This window comes from Nocardia sp. NPDC004718 (assembly GCF_053601535.1).
Genome location: NZ_JBSGCA010000011.1, coordinates 21,696 through 47,399, shown reverse-complemented (window position 1 = coordinate 47,399; position 25,704 = coordinate 21,696). Strand labels below are relative to the sequence as shown.

The 25,704-nt window shown below is 68.2% G+C and carries 25 protein-coding genes; 16 read left to right on the top strand and 9 right to left on the bottom strand.

Features of this window, described 5'->3' with window-relative positions:
- Nucleotides 1-7 precede the first annotated feature (7 nt).
- Entirely contained in the window at nt 8-541 is a 534-nt protein-coding gene (locus tag ACWEH3_RS10945) for a PaaI family thioesterase (RefSeq protein ID WP_450018502.1), read from the top strand.
- A gap of 40 nt (nt 542-581) precedes the next feature.
- Here ACWEH3_RS10945 and ACWEH3_RS10940 read toward each other — a convergent pair whose 3' ends face one another.
- Together ACWEH3_RS10940 and ACWEH3_RS10935 are read right to left on the bottom strand one after the other, a co-directional pair.
- Nucleotides 582-2,612, bottom strand: coding sequence for an FAD-dependent oxidoreductase (locus ACWEH3_RS10940; RefSeq protein ID WP_450018504.1), 2,031 nt, complete (start codon nt 2,610-2,612; stop codon nt 582-584).
- 217 nt (nt 2,613-2,829) lie between these two features.
- On the bottom strand, nt 2,830-3,993 hold the full coding sequence (locus ACWEH3_RS10935) for an ROK family protein (RefSeq protein ID WP_450018506.1): 1,164 nt from the start codon (nt 3,991-3,993) through the stop codon (nt 2,830-2,832).
- Nucleotides 3,994-4,074: 81 nt separating this feature from the next.
- On the opposite strand from ACWEH3_RS10935, the gene ACWEH3_RS10930 reads away from it, so the two are divergent.
- From ACWEH3_RS10930 to ACWEH3_RS10915, 4 genes are read left to right on the top strand one after another with little or no spacing between them, the layout of a single operon-like run.
- Nucleotides 4,075-5,385 carry an extracellular solute-binding protein gene (locus tag ACWEH3_RS10930; protein ID WP_450018508.1) on the top strand — a complete coding sequence of 437 codons (1,311 nt, stop codon included), beginning with the start codon at nt 4,075-4,077 and terminating at the stop codon, nt 5,383-5,385.
- A 3-nt stretch (nt 5,386-5,388) separates the two neighbouring features.
- Entirely contained in the window at nt 5,389-6,234 is an 846-nt protein-coding gene (locus ACWEH3_RS10925) for a carbohydrate ABC transporter permease (RefSeq protein ID WP_450018510.1), read from the top strand.
- Between the two features lie 55 nt (nt 6,235-6,289).
- A complete protein-coding gene (locus ACWEH3_RS10920; RefSeq protein WP_450018512.1) occupies nt 6,290-7,159 on the top strand; it encodes a carbohydrate ABC transporter permease in 870 nt (289 codons plus the stop codon).
- Between the two features lie 13 nt (nt 7,160-7,172).
- Entirely contained in the window at nt 7,173-8,261 is a 1,089-nt protein-coding gene (locus ACWEH3_RS10915; RefSeq protein ID WP_450018514.1) for an ABC transporter ATP-binding protein, read from the top strand.
- A gap of 94 nt (nt 8,262-8,355) precedes the next feature.
- Here the strand turns inward: ACWEH3_RS10915 and ACWEH3_RS10910 are convergent, their stop codons facing one another.
- Nucleotides 8,356-9,171, bottom strand: a complete 816-nt coding sequence (locus tag ACWEH3_RS10910; RefSeq protein ID WP_450018516.1) for an NAD(P)H-binding protein — start codon at nt 9,169-9,171, stop codon at nt 8,356-8,358.
- A gap of 237 nt (nt 9,172-9,408) precedes the next feature.
- Here ACWEH3_RS10910 and ACWEH3_RS10905 point away from each other — a divergent pair, with 237 nt between their 5' ends.
- A complete protein-coding gene (locus tag ACWEH3_RS10905) occupies nt 9,409-10,032 on the top strand; it encodes a LysE family translocator (protein ID WP_452358306.1) in 624 nt (207 codons plus the stop codon).
- Between the two features lies 1 nt (nt 10,033).
- On the opposite strand, the gene ACWEH3_RS10900 is transcribed toward ACWEH3_RS10905, so the two are convergent.
- Nucleotides 10,034-10,303 (bottom strand): hypothetical protein, encoded by a 270-nt coding sequence (locus ACWEH3_RS10900; RefSeq protein ID WP_452358305.1) that lies wholly within the window; start codon nt 10,301-10,303, stop codon nt 10,034-10,036.
- Between the two features lie 296 nt (nt 10,304-10,599).
- On the opposite strand from ACWEH3_RS10900, the gene ACWEH3_RS10895 reads away from it, so the two are divergent.
- The 3 genes from ACWEH3_RS10895 to ACWEH3_RS10885 all read left to right on the top strand — a co-directional run bounded on the left by ACWEH3_RS10895 (nt 10,600) and on the right by ACWEH3_RS10885 (nt 14,911).
- Nucleotides 10,600-11,622: an alpha/beta hydrolase gene (locus tag ACWEH3_RS10895; RefSeq protein WP_450018520.1), complete on the top strand. Its 1,023-nt coding sequence runs from the start codon at nt 10,600-10,602 to the stop codon at nt 11,620-11,622.
- A 49-nt stretch (nt 11,623-11,671) separates the two neighbouring features.
- Nucleotides 11,672-12,511, top strand: coding sequence for an aminoglycoside adenylyltransferase domain-containing protein (locus tag ACWEH3_RS10890; protein ID WP_450018522.1), 840 nt, complete (start codon nt 11,672-11,674; stop codon nt 12,509-12,511).
- A 342-nt stretch (nt 12,512-12,853) separates the two neighbouring features.
- On the top strand, nt 12,854-14,911 hold the full coding sequence (locus tag ACWEH3_RS10885) for a TerD family protein (RefSeq protein WP_452358304.1): 2,058 nt from the start codon (nt 12,854-12,856) through the stop codon (nt 14,909-14,911).
- Between the two features lie 16 nt (nt 14,912-14,927).
- Here the strand turns inward: ACWEH3_RS10885 and ACWEH3_RS10880 are convergent, their stop codons facing one another.
- Nucleotides 14,928-16,667 carry a DUF3556 domain-containing protein gene (locus tag ACWEH3_RS10880; RefSeq protein ID WP_450018524.1) on the bottom strand — a complete coding sequence of 580 codons (1,740 nt, stop codon included), beginning with the start codon at nt 16,665-16,667 and terminating at the stop codon, nt 14,928-14,930.
- 134 nt (nt 16,668-16,801) lie between these two features.
- Here ACWEH3_RS10880 and ACWEH3_RS10875 point away from each other — a divergent pair, with 134 nt between their 5' ends.
- Entirely contained in the window at nt 16,802-17,500 is a 699-nt protein-coding gene (locus ACWEH3_RS10875; protein WP_450018526.1) for an NUDIX hydrolase, read from the top strand.
- On the opposite strand, the gene ACWEH3_RS10870 is transcribed toward ACWEH3_RS10875, so the two are convergent.
- The 4 genes from ACWEH3_RS10870 to ACWEH3_RS10855 form a co-directional block, all read right to left on the bottom strand.
- Entirely contained in the window at nt 17,472-17,882 is a 411-nt protein-coding gene (locus tag ACWEH3_RS10870; protein ID WP_450018528.1) for a hypothetical protein, read from the bottom strand. The two genes, ACWEH3_RS10875 and ACWEH3_RS10870, sit on opposite strands and share 29 nt — an antisense overlap.
- Complete coding sequence (locus ACWEH3_RS10865) at nt 17,872-19,209, bottom strand: radical SAM protein (RefSeq protein WP_450018530.1); 1,338 nt, start codon at nt 19,207-19,209, stop codon at nt 17,872-17,874. The genes ACWEH3_RS10870 and ACWEH3_RS10865 overlap by 11 nt, the downstream gene beginning before the upstream one ends.
- Nucleotides 19,209-19,391: a hypothetical protein gene (locus tag ACWEH3_RS10860; RefSeq protein ID WP_450018532.1), complete on the bottom strand. Its 183-nt coding sequence runs from the start codon at nt 19,389-19,391 to the stop codon at nt 19,209-19,211. Before ACWEH3_RS10860 ends, ACWEH3_RS10865 begins: the two co-directional genes overlap by 1 nt.
- 182 nt (nt 19,392-19,573) lie before the next feature.
- On the bottom strand, nt 19,574-20,044 hold the full coding sequence (locus ACWEH3_RS10855; protein ID WP_450018534.1) for a hypothetical protein: 471 nt from the start codon (nt 20,042-20,044) through the stop codon (nt 19,574-19,576).
- A gap of 133 nt (nt 20,045-20,177) precedes the next feature.
- Between ACWEH3_RS10855 and ACWEH3_RS10850 the strand changes: the two genes are divergently transcribed.
- From ACWEH3_RS10850 to ACWEH3_RS10825, 6 genes are read left to right on the top strand one after another with little or no spacing between them, the layout of a single operon-like run.
- Nucleotides 20,178-20,762 carry a biotin transporter BioY gene (locus ACWEH3_RS10850; protein ID WP_450018536.1) on the top strand — a complete coding sequence of 195 codons (585 nt, stop codon included), beginning with the start codon at nt 20,178-20,180 and terminating at the stop codon, nt 20,760-20,762.
- Nucleotides 20,755-21,876, top strand: a complete 1,122-nt coding sequence (locus ACWEH3_RS10845; RefSeq protein WP_450018538.1) for a class I adenylate-forming enzyme family protein — start codon at nt 20,755-20,757, stop codon at nt 21,874-21,876. The genes ACWEH3_RS10850 and ACWEH3_RS10845 overlap by 8 nt, the downstream gene beginning before the upstream one ends.
- On the top strand, nt 21,873-23,000 hold the full coding sequence (locus ACWEH3_RS10840; protein WP_450018540.1) for a thiolase family protein: 1,128 nt from the start codon (nt 21,873-21,875) through the stop codon (nt 22,998-23,000). Before ACWEH3_RS10845 ends, ACWEH3_RS10840 begins: the two co-directional genes overlap by 4 nt.
- Nucleotides 22,997-23,677, top strand: coding sequence for an energy-coupling factor ABC transporter ATP-binding protein (locus ACWEH3_RS10835; RefSeq protein ID WP_450018542.1), 681 nt, complete (start codon nt 22,997-22,999; stop codon nt 23,675-23,677). The genes ACWEH3_RS10840 and ACWEH3_RS10835 overlap by 4 nt, the downstream gene beginning before the upstream one ends.
- Nucleotides 23,674-24,276, top strand: a complete 603-nt coding sequence (locus ACWEH3_RS10830) for an energy-coupling factor transporter transmembrane component T family protein (protein WP_450018544.1) — start codon at nt 23,674-23,676, stop codon at nt 24,274-24,276. Before ACWEH3_RS10835 ends, ACWEH3_RS10830 begins: the two co-directional genes overlap by 4 nt.
- Nucleotides 24,269-25,675 (top strand): AMP-binding protein, encoded by a 1,407-nt coding sequence (locus ACWEH3_RS10825; RefSeq protein ID WP_450018546.1) that lies wholly within the window; start codon nt 24,269-24,271, stop codon nt 25,673-25,675. Before ACWEH3_RS10830 ends, ACWEH3_RS10825 begins: the two co-directional genes overlap by 8 nt.
- The last annotated feature ends 29 nt before the right edge of the window (nt 25,676-25,704 follow it).

The following is a 25,704-nucleotide window of genomic DNA, read 5'->3' as shown; positions in this document are numbered from 1 at the left end:
GAAGACCATGACACCCGACGACGTGTCGGCGATCGAAGTGACCGATGGCGTGCGCTCGCTGCACCTGGAGTGGGACGACCCCGGCATCGCCGTGCTGGGCATGATCCAGCTCACCAGGGACGAACTCGTCGAGCGCATCCGTACCGGCGAACTGCCGCTGCCGCCACTGGCCAAACTACTCAACATCGAGGTCGTCGACGCCGCGCCGGGGCGGATGACGCTGCGCCTCACGCCGGACGAGCGGCACGTGAACTTCCTCGGTGTGGTCGGTGGCGGCGTGGTCGGCACGGTGCTCGACGTCGCGATGTGGGGTGCGGTGCAACTGTCGGTGCAGGACAAGTCCATGCTCACGACGGTGAGCATGACGTCCAATCTGGTGCGCGGGGTTTCGCACACCCAGGGGGCGTTGGAGGCGGTCGCGGAGGCGGTGCACGTCGGCCGGACGACGGCCACCGCCGAGAGCCGTCTCGTCGATGCCGCGGGGAAGGTCTACGCGACCGCGACCGCCACGTTCGTCCGGATGGGCGGCGGCAACGGGTGAATTCCGACGGCCCGGGGACCAGGTCCCCGGGCCGTCGGAATCACAGTTCGGCCGCGAGCTGGGTGCCCTGCTGGATGGCGCGCTTGGCGTCGAGCTCCTTCGCTTCGTCGGCGCCGCCGATGAGATGCACCCGCACGCCACGCGATTCGAGCTGGCCGTGCAGGTCGCGGACCGATTCCTGGCCCGCGCACACCACCACGTTGTCCACTTCGATCACTCGCGGCGCCTGCCGCTGCGGACCGAAGCTGATATGCAGTCCGCGATCGTCGATCCGTTCGTAGTTGACCCCGCCGATCTGCTGGACCCCGCGCGCGTCGAGCGCGGCGCGGTGGATCCAGCCGGTCGTCTTACCCAAGGTCAGTCCGAACGGCCCCGACTTGCGTTGCAGCAAGGTCACTTCCCGGATCGCCCTGGCAGGCCGAGGGGTACGCAACTGGCCGCGAGCGTGGATGTCGTCGGTGACACCCCACTCGTCGCGCCATTCGTCGAGCGCGAGCGGAACTTGGTGGACCGCGGTCAGGAACTCGCCGACGTCGAAACCGATTCCGCCCGCACCGATGACGGCCACCCGGTTGCCTACGGGCTTCTCCTGGCGGATCAGTTCCGGATAGGACAGCACCATGGGGTGATCGATGCCCGGGATCGCGGGAATTCGAGGGCGTACGCCCGTGGCCAGCACCACCTCGTCCCAGCCACCCGCGGCGAGTTGTTCGGCGGTGGCCAGGGCATTCAGATGCACGGTGACGCCGGTGAGTTCGAGTTTGCGCCGGTAATACCGGATCGTCTCGTCGAACTCCTCCTTGCCGGGGATGCGGCGGGCGAGGTCGAATTGTCCGCCGATCCGGTCCTCGGCTTCGAACAGTTCCACCTGGTGCCCGCGCTCGGCCAGGCCGATCGCGGCCGACAACCCGGCGGGACCGGCGCCGACGACGGCGACGCGCTTGGCCCGCCTGGTGGGCAGCAGTTGCAGCAGCGTCTCGTGGCACGCGCGGGGATTCACCAGGCAGGACACGGTCTGCCGGGTGAAGGTGTGGTCCAGGCAGGCCTGGTTGCAGGCGATGCAGGTGTTGATCTCGTCCACCCGCGATCCGGCGGCCTTGTTCACCCATTCCGGATCCGCCAGCAGCGGGCGCGCCAGCGAGATGAGGTCCGCCTCGCCGCGCTCCAGGATCTGCTCGGCGACCTCGGGCATGTTGATCCGGTTCGACGCGCACACCGGAATCGAGACATGTTCCTTGAGCGCCGCGGTGTATCCGACGAACGCGGCCCGTGGCACCGAGGTGACGATCGTCGGCACCCGCGACTCGTGCCAGCCGATATCGGTGTTGATGACGTCGACTCCGGCGGCTTCGAGTTCCTTCGCCAGGTCGATGATCTCGGCGTAGGTCTGCCCGTCCTCGACGAACTCGGCCAGCGACATCCGGAACATGATGAGCAGGTCGTCGCCGACGGCGGCCCTGGTCCGAGCGGCGACCTCGACCGGGAACCGCCGCCGGTTCGCCGCCGATCCGCCCCAGCGATCGGTCCGGGTGTTGGTGCGCGGCGCGAGGAACTGGTTGATCAGAAAGCCTTCGCCGCCCATGATCTCGACGCCGTCGTATCCGGCCAGCCGCGCCAACCGCGCGCAGCGCACGTGATCGGCGATCGTGGTCTCGATCTCCTGCTCGGTGAACGCCCGCGGTTCGAACGCGGTGAGCGGCGACGCCACCGCCGAGGGCGCCAGATTGGTGGGGATGTTCGAATCGCGCCCACCGTGCAGGATCTGCAGCGCGATCTTGCCCCCCGCTTCGTGAACGGCGTCGGTGATCACGCGGTGCCGCTCGGCGTCGGTCTCGTCGAGCATCGCGCACGCGAACGGCCACAGCCATCCGTCGCGGCTGGGGGAGTAGCCGCCGGTGACGATCAGCCCTACGCCGCCGCGTGCGCGTTCGGCGAAGAACGCGGCCAGCCGGTCGATGTGCCAGGCCCGATCTTCCAGCCCGGTGTGCATGGAGCCCATGACAACTCGATTGCGGAGTTTCACCCTCCCCAGCTCGATCGGCGACAGCAAATGCGGAAAGGCGGAACTCATGGGATGAACCTAACGGTAGCTACCCACCTCCGCAATGGCTGGCGTGGCATGCCATCTGCGATGTACGGCCCGATACGGACAACCGGGTGTTTCGGGGGCGACAGCCCGGCAACCTCTGCATCGACCGCCTTCGCCAACACCCCGAACCAAGCGCCGGGCACGGCTTCGCTACCGGCCGTGCCGAGCACATACGTACGCCGGGAAGGCCCGCAACAGATCAGACCTCCTGTCGCGCGGCGACCATCGCGTCCACGGTCGCCGGGGACAACATCTCGTCCGCGACCAGACCCGCCAGCCCCACGAACGCGCCGTTCTCACTCAGCCGCGAGGGGCCGATGTCGAGATCGCGCAACGCGCTCGGGTGTGCGTTCGACTCGACGCCGCGCCGCACCCCCTCGAGAAACGGCGGCAGCACCCCGATCGCCCCGCCGACGCGGACATGGGCCGGATTCACGATCGATACCATCGTCGCGAGCACGGTCCCGACCAGGCGCCCGGCCCGCTCGGTCGAGCGAATCGCCTCGGGGCTGCCGTCGCCGACCAGCCGGACCACGTCGGCCGTCGTGCGGACGCCCAGGTCCCGGGCCAGCGCCTGCCCGCCCGCGCCCGCCGCCACACACCCACGGCGGCCGCAGCTGCAGAGCTGTCGACTGCCCTCGATCCGCAGGTGCCCGATCTCGCCCGCCGAGCCGCTCACGCCACGGTGCACTCGTCCGGAGATCACCACGCCCGCACCGATTCCGGTCCCCACCTTCACGCCGACGAGGGTCGCGGCGGGTCGGTCCAGCGCGCGGAAGTCGCCGAATGCCAGAGCATTCGCGTCGTTCTCCAGCAGCACCGGGACACCGAGCGCGTCGGCGAACGGTTCGCGCAGCGCCGCGCCGTTCCAGTCCGGCATGGTCGGCGGCGCGACGGTCACTCCGCTGTCGTGGTCGATCTGGCCCGGCACCGACAGGCCGATCGCGCACAAGCTCTCCGCTCGCCCGGTCCGCCGCAACAGCTTCCGTCCCGTGTCGAGCAGCATCGGCACGACCTGTGCCGGGCTGTGCCGCAGGGGGAGCCGCCGGTCCTCTCTCGCGAACACCGTCCCGCGCAGGTCGACCACGGCCAGCGTGGCATGGCTCTGTCCGAGATCGGCGACGAGCGCGGTGCTTCCGGTGTCATCGACCTCGAGCATTTCGGCGCGTCGTCCTCCGCTCGATTCCTTGTGCCCCGCGTGGCGGACGAGCCCGAGACCGCGCAGCGCCTCCAGCCGCTCGGTCAGCGTCACCCGCGACAACCCCGCGAGTTCCTGCAGCTCGAGCCGGGTCAGCGGCCCGGTGGCGCGCAGCAGGGCGAGCACATGTCCTGGCGAAGTGGGGCTGGATGGTGTCGCGGGCATATTGACAATATCTCTCAGCGCACTTATGTTAACCAACCTGACAAAAGCTTGAAACACGTTGTGCCCTAGCAGGAGCCATGCATGCCGGTATCCGGTTCGACGCGCAGATCCTTCCTGCGCGCGGTGGGCTCCGGTGCGGCGGCCCTGTCCGCCGCGGCCTGTACCGGATTCGCGACCAGCGGCAACGGCGGCATGATCTTCCTGTCCACCCAGTTCCGTCCCGCCGACGAGGCCGAGCGTTTCCGTACCCTGCTGGCCGCCGCCGCGCCCGGCGTCGGCTACGTGACCATCGAGGAGAGCCCGTTCGCGAGCCAGGTGCGCAGCCAGGTCGACGCGGGCGCGACCAAGATCGGTCTGCTCGGCGGTCTGCACGGCGACCTCGCTCCGCTCGCGGACGGCTACCTGGACGACCTCACCGGTTTGCTCGCCGACTTCGGCGCCCGCGGCTGGTCGGCGGAATACCTGCAACTCGCGAAGGTCGGCACCGACCGCACGTGGTACATCCCATGGGCCACGGCGAGTTACGTCCTCGCCGCGCACGCGGACGCGCTCGAACACCTGCCGCCAGGAGTCGATGCCGCGTCGCTGACCTATGACCAGTTCCTCGACTGGGCCGTCGCCGCGCGCCGCGCCAATGGCAATCGCCCCGTGCTCGGCCTGCCCGCGGGCCCCAAGGGCCTGCTGCACCGGTTCGTCCAGGGCTTCCTGCTGCCCTCGTTCACCGGCGGCCAGATCACCACGTTCCGCTCGAACGAGGCCGTGACGGCGTGGCAGTACTTGCGTGAGTTGTGGGCCAACTGCGTCCAGTCGAGCACGAATTTCGACTTCATGCAGGAGCCGCTCGACAGCGGCGAGGCGCGGATGGCGTGGGACCACGTCGTGCGCCTGGTCCACGCGCCCGAGCGCGACCCGCGCGACTGGCGGATGCTTCCGGCGCCACGGGGCGCACACGGACTCGGCTACATGGCCGTGATCGCCGGGCTCGCGATCCCCAAGGGCAGTACGGATCCCGAACTCGCGCAGCGGACGATCAGCACGCTCACCCGCCCGGAAACCCAACTGCGACTGCTTCGTTCCAACGGCTTCTTCCCTGCGGTCGACACGGCGATCCCCGCCGACCTGCCACCGGCCGTCCAGCTCGAGGCCGACGCGGTGCGCAAGCAGCAGGAGGCGCCCGGCGCCATTCTCTCGTTGCCGCCGGTGGGTCTGGGCCAGCGTGAAGGCGAGGTGAGCAAGGTCTTCAAAGACAGCTTCCGTTCGATCGTGCTCGACGGGGCGGATATCCGCTCCACGCTGGATCAGCAGGCCCGGGTGCTGCAAGGCATCCTCGACGAGCTGAAAGTGCCGTGCTGGGCGCCCGACCCGGCCGCAGAGCTCTGCCGGGTGGGATGAGCCATGATGTCGCGTCTACGCTCCCCGTGGATCCTGCTGCTGCCGTCGATCGTCCTGATGTCGGCCCTGTTCGGCTGGCCGCTCGTGCAGGCCGTGCTCGAGGCGTTCCGTGGCGGCGACGGATTCACCCTCGCCAACTGGGACCGGCTGTTCGACGATCCCTACGTCCTCCCCGCGCTGCGCAACACCCTCCTGCTGATCGCGATCGTCGTGCCGGTCCAACTGGTGCTCGCCGTCGCCATGGCGCTGCTCATGCAGGCCAGGCCGCGATTCGCCGGCGGCCACTTCTACCTGTGGTGCCTGCCGCTGGCGATCTCCGAACTGGCGGCGGGCCTGGTATGGCTGTCCATCTTCGACAACCGCGGCTACCTGAACTCGCTGCTGGTCGGCATCGGGCTCTCCGACGACGGCGTGCAGTGGCTCAGCTACCGGAACGCGGGCACCATGCTGCTCGCCGTGGTGGTCGCCGAGATCTGGCGCGCGACGTCACTGGTATTCGTCATCGTGGTGGCGGGCGTGCAGATGATCCCGCGCGACTACGACGAGGCCGCGCAGGTGTTCGGAGCGAACCTCTGGCAGCGGCTGCGGCATGTGACGCTGCCGCTGCTCGGCCCGAGCTTGCAAGTGGCGCTGATCTTGCGGACCATCCTCGCGCTGCAGGCTTTCGCCGTGGCGCAGGCATTGACCGGCCGGGACTTTCCGCTGCTGGTCGGCGAGACCTACGAGTGGTACGCGAATCTGCAGAATCCCGCGGTCGCCAGCGCTGTCTCGCTGATCGTGCTGGCGATCTCGCTCGCCACCGCGGTGTTCTACCTGCGTGCGGTCCGGCAGCCGGAGCAGGCCCGATGAGTCGCGATCGTGCGGCGGAGGGCCGCGGGCGCACGTGCAGGAGGCGAGGAGCGCGATGAACTCGGCCGAGGCGCCGTCGCGGCGCGTGCTGCCACCCATCGACCGCGCACCCCTGCGCAGGCGCCGCCTGCGCGCGGTGGGGGTGCAGGCGGCCTGCACTGCTGTAAGTCTGTTCATGGCGCTGCCGATCGTGCTCATCGGACTCGCCGCGTTGTCCTCCCGCGCGGCGCTCAACGAGTTCCCGAAGCCACTCATCCCGAAGGAATTCTCCACCGACACCCTGGTGTCGTTCTTCCGCGCCACCGGGACCGTTGCCGCACTGGGCAACTCGGTGCTCGTCGGCCTGTACACGGTGTTCTGGTCGCTGGTGATCGGCGCGCCCACGGGATACGCGCTGGCCCGCCATGCTTTTCGCGGCAAAGACACCTACCAGGTCTTCATTCTCTTCGTGCGAGCGCTGCCGATCGTGGTGCTCTCGGTGCCGCTGGCCACGGTATTCCTGCGGATCGATGTGTACGACACGGTGTTCGCCGTGACATTGGTGCACACCACGCTCGCATTGCCGACCACCGTGCTCATCACGGCGAGCATCTTCGTCGCGGTGCCGCCGGATCTGGAGGAGGCGGCCCGGGTCTTCGGGTGCACTCGATGGCAGGCCGCGCGCCGGGTCGTGGTGCCGCTCGCGCTGCCGGGTCTGGCCGCGTCATCGATCTTCACATTCGTCCTGTCGTGGAACGAGATCCTCGGCGCGACGATCGTGACGCTCGGGCACCGCACGCTGCCCGCGCAGGTGCTCACGGCGCTGGGTGAGGCGTCGACCGCGTACCGCTTCGCCGGTGGCTTCGCGCTGATCATCCCGGCGCTGGTGTTCATCTTCGTGATGCGGCGCTACCTGGTGAACATGTGGGGGACGACGCTCAGATGACAGGGGTTCGCTGATGGCCGAGGTGATTGTCCGGGATCTGGTGAAGACCTATCCCGGCGGCACGGCGCGTGCTACCGACGAGGTCTCGCTGGAGATCGCCGACGGCGAGTTCATGGTGCTGTTGGGGCCTTCCGGCTGCGGCAAGACGACCTTGCTGCGCATGATCGCCGGGTTGGAGCTGCCGGACTCGGGGCAGATCGTGATCGGCGGCAAGGACGTCACCTACCTCGAACCTCGGCGGCGCAACCTGTCGATGGTCTTCCAGTCCTACGCGGTCTTCCCCAACAAGAAGGTCGCCGACAATATCGGCTTCGGCCTGCGCGTGCACGGTGTGCCGGCCGAGGAGATCCGGCGCAAAGTCGCCTGGGCCGCCGATCTGCTGCAACTCACCCCGTACCTGGACCGCTACCCGGCGCGGCTGTCCGGCGGGCAGCGCCAGCGTGTCGCGGTGGCGCGGGCCATCGTGATGGACGCCGACGTGCTGCTCATGGACGAGCCGCTGTCCAACCTGGACGCGCTGCTGCGGCTGTCGTTCCGGGCCGAGCTGAAACGACTCGTCGCGGAACTCGGCACCACGACCGTCTACGTCACCCACGACCAGGTCGAGGCGCTGTCGCTGGGCAACCGTGTCGCCGTGATGCGGGACGGATCGATCGTCCAGTGCGGCCCACCGACCGAGGTCTACGACGACCCGGCGACGGAATTCGTCGGCGGTTTCCTCGGCAGCCCGCCGATGAACTTCCTCACCGGCGTGGTCTCCGCGGCGCAGGACGGACCGCGCATCGACCTGGGCGGGCAATCGCTCGCCGTGCCCGCGGCGCTGTCGTCGTTCGAGGGTGGCACCCTCCGGCTCGGTATCCGCCCCGAGGCCATCGTGGTGCGCGAAGGCCCCGCGGACGCGACCGTGCGCGGTGAACTCGAAGTGCTGGAGCCACTCGGCTCCTCGACCCTGCTCACCACCCGCGTCGGCGGTCAGACCGTGAAAGTCCAAGCGCCGCCGAGCTTTCGTGCCGCCGAGGGCGACCCCTCCGATCTGTACCTGCCAGCCGAAGCGTGCCGTTGGTACGACCCGGAAACCGGAATGCTGCTGAACCTCGACTGATCCGCCACGGGGCGAATGCGGCACGGAGCCGTCGCGCCCGGTCGCGGCACGCCCCTCCCAGTACCTTCGCTCGGGGGTGATCCTGCGCGGATGATCACCGGAAGGCGTCCGCGTGGGCCGTGGCCCACTGACCGAACGTCCGTGGCGCGCGGCCGATGACCTCTTCTACCGTCGGTCGGACAATGGATTCGTCGATGGCTCCGTTCACGTAGAAGTCGAAGAAGGCGTCCACGTACTCGACGGGGGTGGTGCGGAGCATGTCGGCGCGGGCCTCGTCGTCGCCGAGGCCCTGACAGATGAGATCGCGGCCGATGGCCTCGGCCAGGATGGCGACCTGCTCGGCGGGTGTGAGCGGCTCCGGCCCCGTAGGCCAGAGGATTTCGCCGTGATGACTGTTGTCCCGCAGTACGGTGGCGGCTACCGCGCCGATGTCCTGCGGATCCAGAGCGGCCGTGCGCACCTCGGGGAACGGAGCGCGAATCACGTCTCCTTCGCGCAGTTGGGGGAGCCAGCGCAGGGCGTTGGAGGCGAAGGCGCAGGGGCGCAGAATGGTCCATGCCGCAGCGTATTCGGTGACTTCCTGCTCGGAGGCCATCATATAGCGGGTGACGGCATTGGATGTGTCGCCGGTGCCCGCGGAAACACCCGACAGTTGCACGATGTGTTCGACGCCCGCCTTCGCGGCCGCCTGCGCGACCGCTGGATAACCGGGCAGCAGGAACAACGCACGTACCCCGTCGAAACTGAGGGTCTCTGGAGACGTGAGGTCGCCCGCCACGGCTTCCGCTTCCGGGGGTACGACCGCACGCCGCGGATCGCGCACCAGCGCGCGCACCGGCTCGCCCGCTGCGGCCAGGGCTTGCACAACCTCAGCGCCGACATTGCCGGTCGCTCCTGTCACGAGAATCATTGCGCTGATCCTTCCAGTTCCCAACGGTTTTCGCGGGACCGTTGCAGATACCTGCAACGCACTGTGCGACCTTTGCCCTCGATCCGGCGGACGTTGTCCCTTGTCGCGGCGGATCCTGCCTGACGTCGCCGGGCTCGACCGCTGCGTGACGAGGTCGTTTCTCCTAGGCTGCCCGGGGAGGTTGCTGTCGAGGAGCCGGGGAGACTTGGGATGGATGTTGGTCTTGTGTGGGGTTTCGTGGGTGCGGTGCTGCTGGCCTATGTGATTCCTGGTCCGGATTGGCTTCTGGTCTTGCGACATGCCTCGCGCTCGCGGGCCGCGGGCATCTGCGCGGCGGTGGGCGTTCAATGCGGCTTGATCGTGCATATGGCGGCTGCCGCGGCCGGGCTGTCGGCGATATTGGCGACCAGCGCCGAGGCGTTCACAGTGGTGAAACTGGCTGGCGGGGTATATCTCGTCGTCCTGGGCGTGCGCGCATTGCGCGATGGGTACCGCGGCTGGCGTCACTGGGACGTCGCGCGGGCCTCCAGTGTGTCGCCACCGGCATCCGTAGCGGGGCGACAGGTCTTCGCCCAGGCGTTCACCGCGAACGTATTGAATCCCAAAGCGGCGCTGTTCTTCGTCGCGGTGCTGCCGCAGTTCCTCGTCCCGGCGAACCCGGTAACACCACAAGTCCTGCTACTCGGTGTACTCGACATAGCCATCGGTTTCGCTTGGTGGATGCTATTCGTCGGCACCGCAACGCGCCTTCACGCTGTCCTGCGACGCAGACGAGCACAGATCGCCGTCGACAGCTTCGCCGGGGTCGCGCTGACCGGCTTCGGCGGCGCGCTCGCCTTCACCGACCGAGTGCGGGTGTGACCTACCGCGCAGCTGTGTCGCGAACATGGCCGCGGCTCGGTGAACGGCGTCGGGATCGTCGTGAGTGCGGCCACAGCGCAACCCGGCGGGTGTCTTCGAAGGCCGCGCTCATACAGGCCGCCACCCATAGTTGCAAATGGGGTCGAACCCGTTGTAGGGCAACGGGCTTCGTGACGACGACCGCACCTCGGCGTGCGCGCTGTTGACGGGCCTCCCGGTAGATACGGCGGTCCTGGGCATTGCCTGCGACGGCCACCGCGATGTAGGTCATGGTCGTGCGCCCGCGTTCGAGTGGGACAGAGGAACTCATGAATCCGCGACGAATGTATCGCGTCCCTACGGAGACCTGACCTCTTCGTGAGGTGTCCAGACCCATCGGACGAGGGAAGTGCATCGCCCTGTCGAGTTCTAGCGTTGACGAAGTCTCCGCGCCCGTCGAGCAGCTGCGACGGCGCCGGTGGACGAACGCCACGGTCCGGTCTCGGAGAAAGACGAACGATGAAACGAAGTTCCGACGTCGACGCAGGTCTCCCGGCCACGCCTGTCGCCGATTCGGGCAGCGTGCGGATGAGAATCGAAATAGTCCGTCGCTGTTCGGGGCACGCGCTCATCGTGCTCATGGCGGTGTTCGCCGTGACCTCGGGAGTGGTCGCGGCATCGCCGCCCGCGAGCGCCGATGCCGCGTCGATCACCGGCTCCTGGCCGGAGGACGATCGGACGGTGCAGGTGCGGGTGCATTCCGCGGCGATGGGGCAGGAGATCATGGTGAAGGTGCTGCGCCCGGCGGACCGTTCGGTGCCGCGGCCGACGTTGTATCTGTTGAACGGTGGCGGCGGTGGTCAGGACAGCGCGACCTGGCAGAAGAACACCGACGTGCTGCGCTTTCTCGCCGAGAAAGACGTGAACGTCGTGCAGCCGGTGGGCGGGCGTTGGAGCTATTACACCGATTGGCGTGCGCCGGACCCGAAACTCGGTGTGTACAAGTGGAAGACCTTCCTCACCGAAGAGTTGCCACCGCTGATCGATGCCGAGTTCGGCACCACCGGGGTGAATGCCGTCGCGGGCTTGTCCACCTCCGGGACCTCGGTGCTCCAGCTGCCGATCGCGAAACCCGGTCTGTATCAGGCGGTTGCGGCCTACAGCGGTTGCGCGCAGATCAGCGACCCGATCGGCCGCGAGTTCGTGAAACTCGCCGTGGAGAGCTGGGGCGGCGGCGACACCGAGAACATGTACGGCCCACCCGACGACCCGATGTGGGCGGCCAACGACCCGTACCTACACGCCGACCAACTGCGCGGCATACGGCTGTTCCTGTCCACGGGAACCGGAGTGCCTGGCATGTACGACGTCTACAACGGCGCCTACGCCCAGCCAGGGCCACGCGGTTACCTCAACCAACTGGTCCTGGGCGGTGTGATCGAGGCCGCGGTGAACTGGTGCACGCACAACATGCGCGACCGCCTCGACTCCCTCGGCATCCCCGCCACCTACGACTTCCAGCCCACCGGAACCCATTCGTGGGGGTATTGGCAGGAAGCGCTGAAGAATTCGTGGCCCGTGTTGGCCGACGGACTGGGGCTGCCGCGCTGAGCCGGGGGGACGGGAACCGCACACGCGACTTTGGCGGATACTGGCCCGCATGACCCACGCCCTGGTGGATTCCCACCTCCTTCCGGCTGAGTTGCGCCCCTACCTCGAAGCTCTCGTGCGTCGCGCCCGCGCCGTCTGCGGATGTCATCTGGTGAGTGTCTTCGCTGTCGGATCGGTCGCGCTCGGGGACTATCGGCACGGGCGCAGCGACGTCGACGTGGTAGTCGTCGTCGCCCCCTCGCTTCCCGCGCAGGCATTGCGCGAACTGGCCGATTCGCTCGAGCACCCCGCACTGCCGTGCCCAGCGGCCGGATTGGAATTAGTGGTCTACAGTGCGAATTTCGTGGCCGAACCGTCCGCCGCGGCCGGCTATCTCATGGATCTCAATACCGGTCCGATGTTGCCGAACCGCGTCAGCTTCGATCCGGCCGACTCCTCGGCCTTCTGGTACGTCATCGATCGTTCCATCGCGCACCAGACCGGGCGTTTGCTGCACGGGACGCCCGTGCGGCAGGCCATCGCGCCACCGTCGCGGCGCGACGTCCACGCGGCACTCTTGGCCTCGGTTCGCGAACATGCGGGGGGAGCGGGGCATCTGGGCGACAACCGCGTGCTGAACGGCTGTCGAGCGGCAGCGTTCTGTCGCACGGGTCGCTGGTCGGCCAAACGCGAGGCCGCGCAAATGATCGCGACATCCGAGGAAGAATTCGCCCCTCTCATCGAAACAGCGCTGCGCAGCATCCAGTACCCGCGTTCGGATGCACTTCCGCTGTCCACCAATGACATCCGAGCATTTCTGGCTTGGGTAAGGAACCGCGTCGACGATGCTGCGACCAGGTCGGCGTTCGGTGATCGCCTGGGGGATGGAAGCTCGGCGGACGAGTTGTAGTAGGCCAACGATCTGTCGCCGATAGCGATCCGTTCAGCAAAGAGGCGTCCAGCAGGATGTGGTCATGGTTATATGCGCATCTTGGCATGGATTCTTTTAGATCCGCCGACCGTCGGGCCCAAGTGGCTCCTCTCCGAGCAGGGAAGAGGCAGAACAGTGGCTGATGCGGTGGTCGAAGTCGCGGTCGACACTGAGTTTCCTTCCGGCTGTAACAGCGGAATCGTTCCACTCGAATAGCAGTGCGTCGCAGCCGTGTTGCGTGTGACTTGGCGGCCGGGATCTGAACCGGCTGAATGTGGGTTTGCTGCTACCGCGCGTTTTGGATCGTGGAAGGGTGAAGCTTTGATGTCGTCGATTCTGGCCAAAGGGCAGAACGTGTCACTGCCGGACGATGTGGTCCGCGTTGATGTCGTGATCGGGTGGACCGAGGCGGAGATCGAAGTCGACGCGTCGGCGCTGTTGCTGCGTGCGGACGGAAAGGTCGGCTCCGACGGCGATTTCGTTTTCTATAATCAGCCGGAATCGCCCGACGGATCGGTGCGCTTCTTGGGAACGAGCGCGACCGAGGAGGGGGCGCAGGCCAGGATCGCGATCGACTTGTCGACGGTTCCGGACACCGTTTACACAGTGGCGCTCGCGGGCAGCATCGGTACGGGCACCTTCGGACAGCTCGGCAAACTCGCGTTCCGGGTCGTGGACGGCGCAGGACAATCTCTCGCCGAGTACGTCACCGCCGATGCCACGAGTGAGTCGGCGTTCGTGTTCGGCGAGGTGTACCGCCGTGGTGGTGAGTGGAAGGTCCGGGCGGTGGGCCAAGGCTGGGAATCCGGTCTGGCCGGGCTGGCGATGGACTTCGGTGTCGAAGTGGACGACGATGCGGAACAGGATCGGGCCGACGGTCCACTCGATGACGTATCGGACGCATCGGTGCAAGAACCACAGCCGGCCTTCCCGGCGGACGGGGGCCCGTCCGGTGCCGGCGCGCCGCAGGGGAAGCCCGGACGTCCCGCCCGAGCGGATACTCAAGCAACGCGGACCAAGGGGGTGCGCACTGCGAAACGGGTTGCGAAAAGAGCTAGGCCGATGGAGTTCAAGCTCGCCGAACACGAGGCATGGCAACCGGCTCCGTTGTTCTCGGTCTCCGGGGTCGGGGTCGGAGAGGAGCAGGAACGGCGTGCCACGTCGGCGCTGATCGCGACGATGCAGGCCGTGCGTCCGTTCGCGCGGTCGCTGTGTGCACGAATTGGTGCCCCGGCGGGTGCCTTCGAGGGGTACGTCGAGGTGCGATACCAACGGGGAGAGTCGACCGTTATTCCGGACGCGGTGCTCAAAGTCGTTCGTGGAGGGCGGGTCTGGACCGGATTGCTGGAGGTGAAAACCGGCAACGGCAAGCTGAGGCGAGAACAGCTCGAGAGCTACCTCGAAGTAGCACGCAAGAACAAGTACGACGTGGTGGTCAGCTTGTCGAACGACGTGCCTGCCGGGCCTGGCGAGCTTCCCGTGCAGGTCGATCGTCGCAAGCTCGCAAAGGTGGCGCTGCGGCACCTGTCGTGGGCGGAGGTGATGCACGAAGCGCGAATGCTTCTGTCGCACGGCGGGATCGAGGATGACCTGCAGAACTGGATCTTGAGCGAGTTCCTGCGCTATCTCGGCCATCCCCGGTCCGGTGCCCACGAGTTCGTCGACATGGGCCGACACTGGGTTGCGGTCCGTGACGCGGTGGCGGCCGGTACGCTTCGAGCCGGCGACCAGAAGGTTCTCACTGTCGCTGACGCTTGGATGTCGCTGTCGAGGCATCTCGCACTGCGACTGACCGCGGAACTCGGGGTCGAGGTGAAGCACATCTTGCCTCGTCGGCACCGGGCCGATCCGGCAGCACGCAATGTGGCCGTCGCGGAGCGATTGGCGGGCGAGGGGACGTTCGAGGCTGTCTTGCGGATTCCCGACACAGCCGGTGATCTGATGGTAATAGCGGATTTGCGCACCAATAGGATTCGCTGCCGTACCACGCTCGACGCTCCGAGCGAGGGAACCGCTAATCGTCGGTTGTCGTGGTTGCTCAGGCAACTCCAGGAAGCTCCAGGTGACGTGCAGGTCGAAGCGGTGTTCTCGGTGCGTGGCAACGAAGCATGCGAGCACCTCGACACAGTGCGGGGTAATCCGAAGGTGCTGACCGACGGGCGTGCGGGTGAAATCGTGTCCTTCTCGCTGGAGAAGTCTTTTCCTATGGGCAACAGGCGGTCCGGGTCAGGTACCGCTGCGACGTTCATCGCCAGCGTGACAGCGGCGACCGACGCCTTCTACGGATCGGTAGTGCAGCCGTTGCGCGGATGGGTGCCGCCTGCCCCCAAACAACCGGAACCGTCCGACGCCGACGGCGTGGCACCTGTGGACGCCTGAGTCGTGTCACATCGAATCACGGTTCCAGCGCGCTCGCGGTGTAGTGCACCCGCACCGGGACGTCGTCGGCCCAGGGCTGGCGGGTCACCATGTCGGCGACGCGCACTTCGCCGCGTTCGAACTCGCCCGTGGCCGCGTCGACGAGGCGGTATCGCTGGGTCTGCCGGTGGATCGGCTGGGCGTCGAGGAGGACGACGCGGACTTCGCCGGGTTCGAAGTGGCAGCGGCGGTGCATCGCGGCGATGAGTTGTTCGTTGTGCATGTGGCCGTCGCCGAAGTTCCAGCCGACGGCGGTGCTGCAGATGCGTTCGCCGTCGGTGATGGTGTACTCGTCTTCGTGGCCGGGTGGCATGGCGCGGTGGACGAGCGTGAACAACGCGCGGCCGTGGGTGTTCATGGCCCGGAAGGCGTACCCGAGGTACATCGGGACCTGCGCGCGATCCTTGCCGTAGAACCGCTCCAGCTGAGCCTGCGGCATGCCGGCTATCGCGACGACGCCGGTGCCGATCTTCGTGGCGGCCGAGGGTTTGACGCACCACATGGTGGTGTCCCAGTTCCCGGCGTAGTAACGCATGCCCGGTAAGAAGGAGATCTTGCGCGGGAACAGATTCCCGGCGATCACGATGCCTGCGATCACGACGAAGAGCACCGCCACGGGCACGGGGTTGCGCACACTGCTCGGACCGAGATCGGCGTGGGCGACGAACAACGTGGCGACGCCGAAGATCATGAAGACGTTCCACTCCAGCGGGACGCCCATGGGAATGGCGGTGAGGATCGCCAGGTGGAAACACACCATCGCGATCGCCGCGATCGTCGTCGGCCAACCGCCGTGGGAGAAGAACAGCACCAGCGGAACGCACATCTCGACGACCGTGCCGCCGTGGGCGAAGACCCGGGACAACCGTCCCGGCCGCAGATCGTCCGGGAAGCGTTCGAAGAATGCGCGCTTGAGCGGCTTCGGCCGGAACACCGGACTGTTGGACATCATCGTGGACACCACGAAAGGGAAGTGCTTGTTGAGTTTCGAGGTGGCCGCGCCCATCCAGATCACGACGAAGACGACCTTCGCGGCGACGATCGAATCGGCTCCGGGGAGAAGGAAGACGACCGTGAGGGTGGCATACACCTCGCCCCGGGCGGCCAGGAAGATCACTTTGTCCCGCAGCCCGAGTACCGCCAGCAGCCCGAGGATCACCGCCACCTGCCAGTGCGGCAGCAAACCGACGGTGGTGTCCAGCTCCGGTATCGGTCCGGTCCCGTCGGACAGCAACGCGACCGCTGTCGTCGCCAGCAGCGCCGCGTACAGCGCGACGTCCACCGGCGTGCGGTTGTCGCCCTTGGTGAGTGGTATCCGCCCCGGCCACGGTGGCAGCCGAATCGTATTGGGGCGCAACCAATACAGGATCGAACCGAAGGGCGGGAAGTACCGGTTGTTCAGCGGGCCGAACCCGCACCCGAGGCCGACCACTTCGAACAGCAGCGTGTACAGCACGACCTTCTGGAACACGATCGGCTCCGACCACCAGGCGCCGACGTCGGTGAACCCGTCGATACCGTTGGTGGTCAGCGCGATCGACCAGCCACCGAGCACGTAGAGGCAGATCTTGCCGACGTAGAACAGGTGCAGCACCGCCGGAGTCCCGAAGCCGACCTCGGCCCAGTGCCGGGCCATGGGACGGATGCGCTCGGCGCGCGTGCCCTTGCTCCATTCCGCCATATCGACCACCGGCAGGTCGGGCTCGAGAAATCCCATCAAGCACGCTCCGATCGCGAACGCCCGGGGCGCGGTCCCGGCCCCGAGGTTCCCGATACGGTGACAGGTGAGGCAGTTGCTGTCAACGACTTCCTTTGTCGCGCTCGTCGATGGGGAAGGGCAAGATCGAAGCCATGGAGCCGACCCCGACAGCGCCGCTACCGAGGAGCATCGACGAATTCCGTGTGCTCGCGCATTCCCGCTTGGCCGCATTCCCACGCATCGAGGTCGCCGACCCGCCCGGTGTGCGCCGCGCGGCGGTGGTGCTGTGCGTGGTCGAGGAGCCCGGCGGGCCGCTGTCGGTGATCGTCATCAAGCGGGCCTACCGTGGCCGCAACGCCGGACAATGGGGCCTGCCCGGCGGCCGGCTGGACGAAGGTGAGACCACCGAACAAGCCGCCTTGCGCGAACTGCGCGAGGAACTCGGCCTGGACGCGCGGCCGAGTGATCTGCTCGGCGCACTCGACGACTTCCCGGCGGCCTCCGGTTTCACGATCACGCCCCTCGTTCTGGCGCTGAACGACGCGACCCGGTTACGCCCGAATCCGGATGAGGTCTACTCGGTGCATCTGGTGGATCTGGCCCGGGTGGCCGCCGAGGACACCCCGCGCTGGGTCCGGGCCGAGGACGCGGTACGGCAAGCGGAACTGCGCGACGACACCGCGCCGGCGGGCGAAGCGGGCCTGTTGCAGATGCGGCTCGGCCCGAAGATGACCGTTCACGCACCCACCGGCGCGCTGCTGTGGCAATTCCGCGAAGTGGTCCTGCTCGGCACGGACCCTGATGCGGCCAGAGTCGCCCACTTCACCCAGCCGGATTGGACCCATCGCTAGTTCTCGACGGCGTGACCGTCCAGCCGCGTCGAGGACTCACCGCCTCCGGGGCGATTCCTCGACCAGGTCCGAGGCCCGCCGTGCCGAGTAACGCGTGCATGTGAGCCTGCGACCACCCGCGGATCCGTAGCGGCGGTTCGTCGCGTTCGGTGCAGATCGCCGTCCCGTCGGCACAGACCTGGGCGGGCAGCCCACGCCGCGCGAGTCGATGCGCGTCCACCCAGGTGAAGACGCAGGTACCCGAGTCGCCCAGCCGGGTGCGAATGCGGGTCAGCAGGGCCGCGTGGTCGCGCACATAGCCGAGGAGTTCGCCGACCGCGGCGATGAACGGGTAGTGGGCGTCGGCGTCGTCGAGGAACTCCGCGGGGTGTTCAGGTGACACTGACGATCGAGAGCAAGCGATCCCGGATCAGCGTTCGATTGATCTCGCAGCGCACGTCCGGTCCGTTTTCCAGCTCGCCGTTCTGTGAGTTGTACCAGCGTGTCTGGCAGTCGCCCGCGCACTGCCACTTCGCGAAGCAATTCCTGCACTTCGGAATCTTGTTGACATCGTGCAAACGCAGCTTCGCTATGCGGTTGCCGTCCACGTCGAACGTCCGCGTTTCTCGGTTGTACCGTCCGTAGTAGGCGTGCGGCGCGCGTTTGTCGTCGTCGTACATTATTTCGTAGCAACTCGAAATATGGCCGTCGGAGGTCAGTGCGAAATTCGGATCGGTGACGCCGCAGAACGTTCTCCGGACATGGGGAAAGGTGGCCAGCGCGCCCGACACCACGATCGTCCTGCCGTACTCGTCGGCGATCTCCTGGGCCGCGTAATAGCCGCGTACGAATTCCCGCGCTTCGGGTTCGCCGAAGACCGCCGAGCGGCCACGGCCGGTGCCGAGCACCGGTCCCAGATGGAAACGTGGCAGGTCGAATGTCGAGCAGAGGTAGCGGGCGATCTCCGGCATCTTGCCGACGGCGGCTCGGCTGATCGTGGACTTGATCATCAGATCCGGGACGCGCCCGGTGAACAACTCGATGACCTCGCGCACCCGGGAATACGACGTGCCGCCGCGCACCGTCGGACGCTGGAGATCATGGATCGCCGCCGGACCGTCGTGGGACACCTGCACGCTGTCCATGTTGTCGGCGATCCACTGCGCCTTGGCGTCACTGATCAGCCCGTTGGTGACCATGCTCGCGTCGACGCGCAGATCGCCCGCTTCGTTGCGCGCGTACTCCCGGCCCCAGTCGACCACCGTGCGGATCAGGTCGAAGTCGAGCGTCGGTTCGCCGCCGCCGTGGAAGTCGAGATAGGCGGTGCCCGCGCCGCGCGCCGCCGCGTTGTCGATCACGAATTTCGCCGCGTCCAGCGCCATCCGGCGGTTGTACAGGTCGACCGGATGATCACCGGCGTCGGCGTAGCAATAGGTGCAGCGGAGATTGCAGGCGGCGGTGACCATGTAGACCACCCCGGTCGGCGCGAACGATTCGTCCCACGTGCCCACGGGGGCGGGACTCGGCGTGTCGGCGGGCACGATGAGCCCGAGCCCGTGCAGGTACCGCAAGGTGTCGCGGCTCGCCGAACTCTGCCCCGAGCGGAGCTCGGCGGCCGTCTGCGGTGCGAGGCGGCTGATGACGCCCTCGAACGGTGCGTAGAGCAGGTGGCCGTCGCCGACATCGATGACGAACACCTCCTCGGCGATCTTGAACCGGCCGTCGGACATCAGAACACCTTGCATTCCCCGACGCACTGCGCGCATGTGCGATTGTCCTGAACGGTGGGTGCGCCGATCCACACCGTGTGCGCGGGCTCTTCGCCGGGTGCGCAGCAGAATTCCGCCGAGTCGAACAGGAGATTCAATGTGACGCGGTCGGATTCGATATCACCGAGCAGAGTTTCGGACATGATCGCGCTCCCGTTCAGAATTCGATTCGTGGAATACGAGAAAACAGTACCGAGTCGGTTGCGGCCGCGTCGTCGATCGCCTGGACGGCCTGCCTCGGAAATGGCGTGTCGCCCGCGTGTCCGGAAAATTCATTCGGCCGGATGCCGTTCGTTCGCCCGACTGCCGATCGGCGCCGGATATGTTATTGCGGGTACTGGGTGATGGCCCACCCCGAGCCGGTCCTGCGGGCGGAAAGTCGGCGCGTGGGTTCCACGAATTCGACGACCAGTTCGTCGGTGTCCGACAACGTCACACCCTGCCGGCCGTTGCCGAAGGTCGCGCCGGTGAGGCCTTGCACGCAGTCCACGAGATGGCCGTCGGCCCGGATATGGACCCGGAGTGCGGGATTTCCCAGCCACAAGTCGTGGTTCTGCACCAAAGTGGCCGCCAGCGAGCCGGTTCGGTCCACGCGGGCGTAGCGCTCGCCGTGGAAATTGTAGGCGGGGCGGGCCAGTACAGCGGCCAGTGTCCGGTGCTCGACCCGACCGGAGCGCTCCCCTCGAGCCGCGGCATGTGCCGCCGCAGGACGACGTCGGGGATCTCGAGCTGCCTGCGGGTGGGTGTCGGTGCGGACGTGGCGGATTCGTGGCTGCGGGCCCGGCTTCCCGGTCATCGGATGAGTCTGGCCGCGCGGGCACGAAAAATCTGTCCGACGATCGGAGGACAGATCACACCGAGCTCGGTGCGCGCCGCCGTACTCGGTTTGCTACCTTGAACGTCGTTCAAGTTCTAGGCGGAGGGTTGTCGTGGAAGGTGTCGAGAACTCTCGGGAGCCGAGGGCCGGTGTTTCCGCGCGGGATATGGCGCAGATCGCCGTCTTCGCGGCGCTGATCGCGGCGCTGGGCCTGCCGGGCGCCATCACGGTCGGGTTCAGCGGTGTGCCGATCACGGTGCAGACCCTCGGCGTGATCCTGGCCGGTGCGGTGCTCGGGGCGCGCAAGGGAACGGCGGCGGTTCTGGTTTTCCTGGCGCTCACGATGATCGGCCTGCCGCTGCTGTCCGGCGGCCGTACCGGTCTGACGGCGCTGGCCGGCCCCAGCGCCGGGTACCTGATCGGCTGGATCCCCGCGGCGTTGTTCATCGGGCTGGGTACCGCCCGCATCCTGCCGAAATACCCGATTGCGCTCGGTCTGTTGATCAACGCCGTCGGCGGTCTGCTGATCATCTATTTGTTCGGCACCGTGGGCCTGCTGCTGCGCACCGATCTCGGCGTGCGGGCCGCCGTCACCACCAACTTCGCGTTCATTCCCGGCGACCTGCTCAAAGTCGTCGTCGCGACCGTGGTGGCCAAGGGAGTGCACCGCGCCTATCCCGGTGTGATCCGTGCCTAGTCCCGAACTCGGCGGCGCGGCCGATGCGCCTGCCGTCGACTTCGGTGGCCGCCGCTTCACCTACCGCGAACTCGACCGTGCGATCGAGCGGTGGATCGACCACAACCCGGACGAGAACCTCTACGACGCCTCGGCCCTGCCGGTTCCGGACGCGCTGATCCGCGTCTGCGCCGCGGCCCGGCGCGGCATCCCGGTCTTCGTCGAGAATCCCGCCGCGCGCCCGCACCGTACCGGCATCCCGTCTGCGGCGTTCCTGCTGGTGGCGACGTCCGGCTCGACCGGCCGTCCCCGGCCGCTGGCGCGCACGGCAGCCTCCTGGTACGACAGCTTCCCCGCGTTCACCGCGATCACCGGTGTTGGGGCGTCCGACCGCGTACTGATCACCGGTCCGTTGCACGCGACCATGCATCTGTTCGGTGCGTTACACGCGTTGTGGCGCGGCGCGTGCGTCACCGACGACCGGTCGCGAGCCACCGTGGTGCACGCGGTGCCCGCCGTACTGCGTGAGGTGGTGGCTGCCTGCCCGCGCCTGCGCACCGCCATCGTCGCGGGCATCGCGCTCGACGACGGTGCGCTGGCGGCGGCCGGCGGCGTGCAGGTCGTCGAGTACTACGGGTCTTCGGAGGTCTCGCTGGTGGCGGCGCGCCGTGTTCCCGAGCCGATGCGGCTGCTCGACGGGGTCGAGGCCGAAGTGCGCGACGGCCTGCTCTACGTCCGATCGCCCTACCGCGTGCTCGGCGCGCCCGATTGGTTCGGCGTCGGTGACCTCGCCGAACTGGGCGACGACCGTGAGTTGACCGTGCTGGGCCGGGGCGACTGCGCGATCAACGTCGGCGGCACCGTGGTGGTCGCCGAAGAGGTGGAGCGCGTTCTCGAAGCGCTCGACGGCATCGCCGCGGTGGCGGTGGTCGGCTCGCCGCACGCGGTGTTCGGGGAAACCGTCACGGCCGCGGTGCAGTTGGACGGACGCGCCGGGCTCGACGAGGTGCGGTCGCGAGCACGCCGCGTGCTGGCGAAGGAGGCGATGCCGCGCCGGTGGGTGCCGCTGCCCGCGTTGCCGCGCACCGCCGCCGGGAAGGTGGCCAGGGGCGAACTGAAAGACTTGCTGGCATGAGCCCGGTTCCCGTCCTGGTAGCGCCGCGCCGCACGCCGATCGGCAACGCGGGCCACGGATTGTCCGATCTGACCACCACCGACCTGGCCGCTCCCGTGCTGCGCGAGGTGCTGACATCGCTGCGCGGCGCCGGCGTCGACGCCGACGTGGACGACGTGGTTCTCGGCAACTGCCTCGGGCCCGGCGGTGATCCCGCCCGGGTCGCCGCCTTGCGTGCTGGGCTGGGCGTGCATGTTCCGGGCGTCACCGTCGATCGGCAGTGCGGTTCGGGCCTCGACGCGGTGATGCAGGCGGCGTTGCGGGTGCGCGGCGGCGCGGACGAACTTCTCCTGGCCGGCGGGGTCGAATCGGCCAGCACCGCCCCGTGGCGCTTCTGGCCGCCCGTGGCGGACGCCGAGCCGGTGCGATACACCCGCGCCCCCTTCGCGCCACCGGGCTTTCCCGATCCGGACATGGGTGCGGCCGCCGACGATCTCGCGCGAGCGCGCGGCATCAGCCGGGAGCGGCAGGACGCCTACGCGGCCCGCTCGCACACGCTCGCCGCGGCCGCCGACTTCACCGCGGAGATCGTGCCGGTCGGCGGCGTGCACCGGGACGAACGCATCCGGGCGGGGATGACCGCGGCCCGGCTCGCGCGCCTGCGTCCCAGCTTCGGCGTCGACGGCACCGCCACCGCGGGCAATTCCTGCGGCATCTCCGACGGGGCGGCGGCCATGGCGGTTACCACCGAGGCGATGGCCGCCGGGCTGCCCGCTCTGCGGATCCTCGGCTGCGCGGTCGCCGGATCGGACCCGGCGTATCCGGGCCTCGGTCCGGTACCCGCGATCCGAAAACTGCTGCGTCGCACCGGTTTCGGCGTAGCGGACCTCGGCGTCGTCGAGATCACCGAAGCGTTCGCGTCAGTGGTCCTGGCGGTCGCCGACGAACTGGGCCTGGACGAGTCCACGATCTGCCCGCAGGGCGGCGCCATCGCGATGGGGCACCCGTGGGGAGCGTCCGGGGCCGTCCTGCTGGTGCGCCTGGCGAGTCAGATGCTGCGTGCGGACGGCCCGGCGCTCGGTCTCGCGGCTTGCGCCATCGGCGGCGGGCAGGGGATCGCGGTCCTGGTGGAGCGAATGTCGTGAGTGAGATCGTCTTCGACTCGGTGAGTCACCGCTTCGGCGAGCGAAAGGTGCTGCGCGACATCGATCTGCGGATCACCGAGCGCCGCGTGGGCGTCATCGGGTCGAACGGTTCCGGCAAGTCGACGCTGGCGCGCATGATCAACGGCCTGCTGACCCCGAGTTCCGGCACGGTCACGGTGGACGGTGTCGACGCGGCCCGCAAGGGCGCGCAGGTGCGACGGAAGGTGGGGTTCGTCTTCACCGATCCCGACACCCAGATCGTCATGCCCACGGTCGCCGAGGATCTCGCCTTCTCACTGCGGCGGACCGGGCTGAGCAAGCGGGAGATCGCGGCGCGCGTGCGGGAGATCCTGGAACGGTTCGGGCTCGCCGGTCACGCCGAGCACCCCGCCCACTTGTTGTCCGGCGGCCAGAAACAGCTGCTCGCCCTCGGCGCGGTCCTGATCCGGCGACCGGAGGTGATCGTCGCCGACGAGCCGACCACGCTGCTGGACCTGCGCAACGCCAGGGTCGTCGCCGACGCGCTGGACGCGGTGGATCAGCAGGTGATCGTCGTGACGCATCAGCTGTCGCTGCTGGAGAGCTTCGAACGCGTCATCGTGATCGACGACGGGGCGGTGGTGTTCGACGGAACGCCCGGCGACGCCCTCGCGGCATACCGGGCGTCGGTCGAATGATCGGCCTGTACCGTCCGGGCGATTCGCCACTGCACCGGATACCCGCCGGGGTGAAGCTGGTGCTGCTGCTGGCGTCGATCGTGGCGACCACGGTGTTCGTGCGCACTCCACCGCAGGTGCTGGCCGCCGGGGCGGTAGTGGCGGGATTGTTCGCGGTAGCCGGGATTCCGTGGCGGGTCGCTGTGGCCCAACTGCGTCCGCTGGTGTGGATGCTGTTGATCATCGCGGTTTTCCAGGTGCTGATCACCTCGCCCGCGCGGGCCGCGGTGGTGTGCGGCTTGCTGGTGGTCTCGGTGGCGCTCGCGGCGCTGTTCACCCTCACCACCCGGGTGAGCGACCTGCTCGACGCCGTGACCCGGTGGCTCGGACCGCTGCGGCGGGTGGGTGTCGATCCCGAGCGGATCGGCCTGCTGCTGGCGTTGGCCATCCGGTGTGTCCCGCTGCTGGCGGGGATCGTGCACGACGTGGCCGAGGCCCGGCGCGCTCGCGGCCTGGAATGGTCGATGACGGCGCTGGTCACGCCGGTGCTGGTGCGCGCGCTGCGGACGGCCGACGCGATGGGCGATGCCCTCGCTGCCAGGGGAGTGGACGATGACTGAACTGCTCGCCGCGCGGATCGCTCGGCAGGCCGCGGCGAATCCCGCGGCGAGCGCCGTGGTCTCGGGACGCGAGGCGGTCGACTACGAGCGGTTCTGGTCGAAGGTCCTGCGCACCGCCGCCGGGCTCGAGGGCATGCGCCGGGTGGCCGTGCTGCCCACGTCCGATGTCGAATCCCTGGTGACGGTGACCGCGGCCATGCACGCCGGGGTGAGCGTCGTCCTGCTGCACCGCCATCTGCTGCCCGATCAGTTCGGCCGTATCCTCGCGCTGGCCGAGCCGGGAGCCGTCGTCGCGGCGCCGCACCAGCACCGGCGGCTGCGGCGGCTGGGATTCGACGGCGTCGTACGGACCGCCGCCGCCTTGGCATCCGATGCTCCGGCGGCCGGAGCGCGACCGGACGCGGAACTGCTGGTGGGCATCACCTCCGGCACCACCGGTGAGCCGAAGCTCTTCGTGCGCGACCAGCGGTCGTGGGCCGCCACGCTGGATCGCTCCGATGCCACCTTCGACATCGGCGCCGGAGACCGGGTCTCGGTGCCCGGCGTGCTGGACCACACGCATTTCCTCTACGGCGCGTTGCACGCCTTGACTCGCGGCGCGACGGTGGACCTGCGGCCGGTGGTCGACGCACTGAACGACGGTGCGACCCAGCTGTATTCGGTGCCGACGATCGCGTGGGACGTGGTGCGGGCGGGAATCGGCCAGGTCGGCGGCGTCCGGGAGGTGTTGTCCTCGGCGGCCCGGTGGCCGCGCGCGGGACGGCGAGCGCTGCGGGAGGTCCTGCCGAACGCCTCGCTCGTGCACTTCTACGGTGCGTCCGAGCTGAGTTTCGTGTCCTTCGACCGTGGGCTCGGCAGTGCCGACGAGAAGTCGGCGGGCGAACTGTTCTCCGGTGTCGAGGCGTGCGTCCGCGACGGCCTGGTGTACGTGCGCAGCGACATGCTCTTCGACGGCTACCTCACCGCGGACGGCGTGGCAGGCGGTCCCGTCGACGGCTGGATGACGGTGCGCGACCGGGGCGAGGTGATCGGCAACCGCCTGCGGCTGTTCGGCCGGGACAACGAGATGTTGATCCGGGCGGGCCTCAACGTGGAACCCGCCGCCGTCGAAGCGGCGCTCACGGCGATACCGGGTGTCGCCGAGGCCGCCTGCATCGGCGTACCCGACGCGCGCATGGGGGAAGCGCCCGCGGCGGCGATCGTGCTCGGCGCGGGCGCACCGGAAGCCGACGAGATCTGGCGGCGGCTGCGCGCGACCTTGCCGAGTCCGAGTATGCCGGTACGGATTCTGGTCGTGGACCGGCTGCCGCGTACGCCGCGGGGCAAGCTCGATCGGGCGGAGTTGGCTGCCACGTTGGCCGCTCATCGCCGTGGCGGCCGCTCCGAAACCGATCGCTGACCAGGGAAAGCCTTAGGGCGTCGCGACCG

Coding starts and splice junctions, on each gene's coding strand:
- ACWEH3_RS10890 (WP_450018522.1), top strand. CDS start 11,672: ATGACCCACGCCCTGGTGGATTCCCACCTCCTTCCGGCTGAGTTGCGC.
- ACWEH3_RS10830 (WP_450018544.1), top strand. CDS start 23,674: ATGATCGGCCTGTACCGTCCGGGCGATTCGCCACTGCACCGGATACCC.
- ACWEH3_RS10825 (WP_450018546.1), top strand. CDS start 24,269: ATGACTGAACTGCTCGCCGCGCGGATCGCTCGGCAGGCCGCGGCGAAT.
- ACWEH3_RS10880 (WP_450018524.1), bottom strand. CDS start 16,667: ATGGGATTTCTCGAGCCCGACCTGCCGGTGGTCGATATGGCGGAATGG.
- ACWEH3_RS10915 (WP_450018514.1), top strand. CDS start 7,173: ATGGCCGAGGTGATTGTCCGGGATCTGGTGAAGACCTATCCCGGCGGC.
- ACWEH3_RS10865 (WP_450018530.1), bottom strand. CDS start 19,209: ATGTCCGACGGCCGGTTCAAGATCGCCGAGGAGGTGTTCGTCATCGAT.
- ACWEH3_RS10930 (WP_450018508.1), top strand. CDS start 4,075: ATGCCGGTATCCGGTTCGACGCGCAGATCCTTCCTGCGCGCGGTGGGC.
- ACWEH3_RS10900 (WP_452358305.1), bottom strand. CDS start 10,303: ATGACCTACATCGCGGTGGCCGTCGCAGGCAATGCCCAGGACCGCCGT.
- ACWEH3_RS10895 (WP_450018520.1), top strand. CDS start 10,600: ATGAGAATCGAAATAGTCCGTCGCTGTTCGGGGCACGCGCTCATCGTG.
- ACWEH3_RS10925 (WP_450018510.1), top strand. CDS start 5,389: ATGATGTCGCGTCTACGCTCCCCGTGGATCCTGCTGCTGCCGTCGATC.
- ACWEH3_RS10860 (WP_450018532.1), bottom strand. CDS start 19,391: ATGTCCGAAACTCTGCTCGGTGATATCGAATCCGACCGCGTCACATTG.
- ACWEH3_RS10940 (WP_450018504.1), bottom strand. CDS start 2,612: ATGAGTTCCGCCTTTCCGCATTTGCTGTCGCCGATCGAGCTGGGGAGG.
- ACWEH3_RS10935 (WP_450018506.1), bottom strand. CDS start 3,993: ATGCCCGCGACACCATCCAGCCCCACTTCGCCAGGACATGTGCTCGCC.
- ACWEH3_RS10875 (WP_450018526.1), top strand. CDS start 16,802: ATGGAGCCGACCCCGACAGCGCCGCTACCGAGGAGCATCGACGAATTC.
- ACWEH3_RS10910 (WP_450018516.1), bottom strand. CDS start 9,171: ATGATTCTCGTGACAGGAGCGACCGGCAATGTCGGCGCTGAGGTTGTG.
- ACWEH3_RS10920 (WP_450018512.1), top strand. CDS start 6,290: ATGAACTCGGCCGAGGCGCCGTCGCGGCGCGTGCTGCCACCCATCGAC.
- ACWEH3_RS10945 (WP_450018502.1), top strand. CDS start 8: ATGACACCCGACGACGTGTCGGCGATCGAAGTGACCGATGGCGTGCGC.
- ACWEH3_RS10855 (WP_450018534.1), bottom strand. CDS start 20,044: ATGACCGGGAAGCCGGGCCCGCAGCCACGAATCCGCCACGTCCGCACC.
- ACWEH3_RS10840 (WP_450018540.1), top strand. CDS start 21,873: ATGAGCCCGGTTCCCGTCCTGGTAGCGCCGCGCCGCACGCCGATCGGC.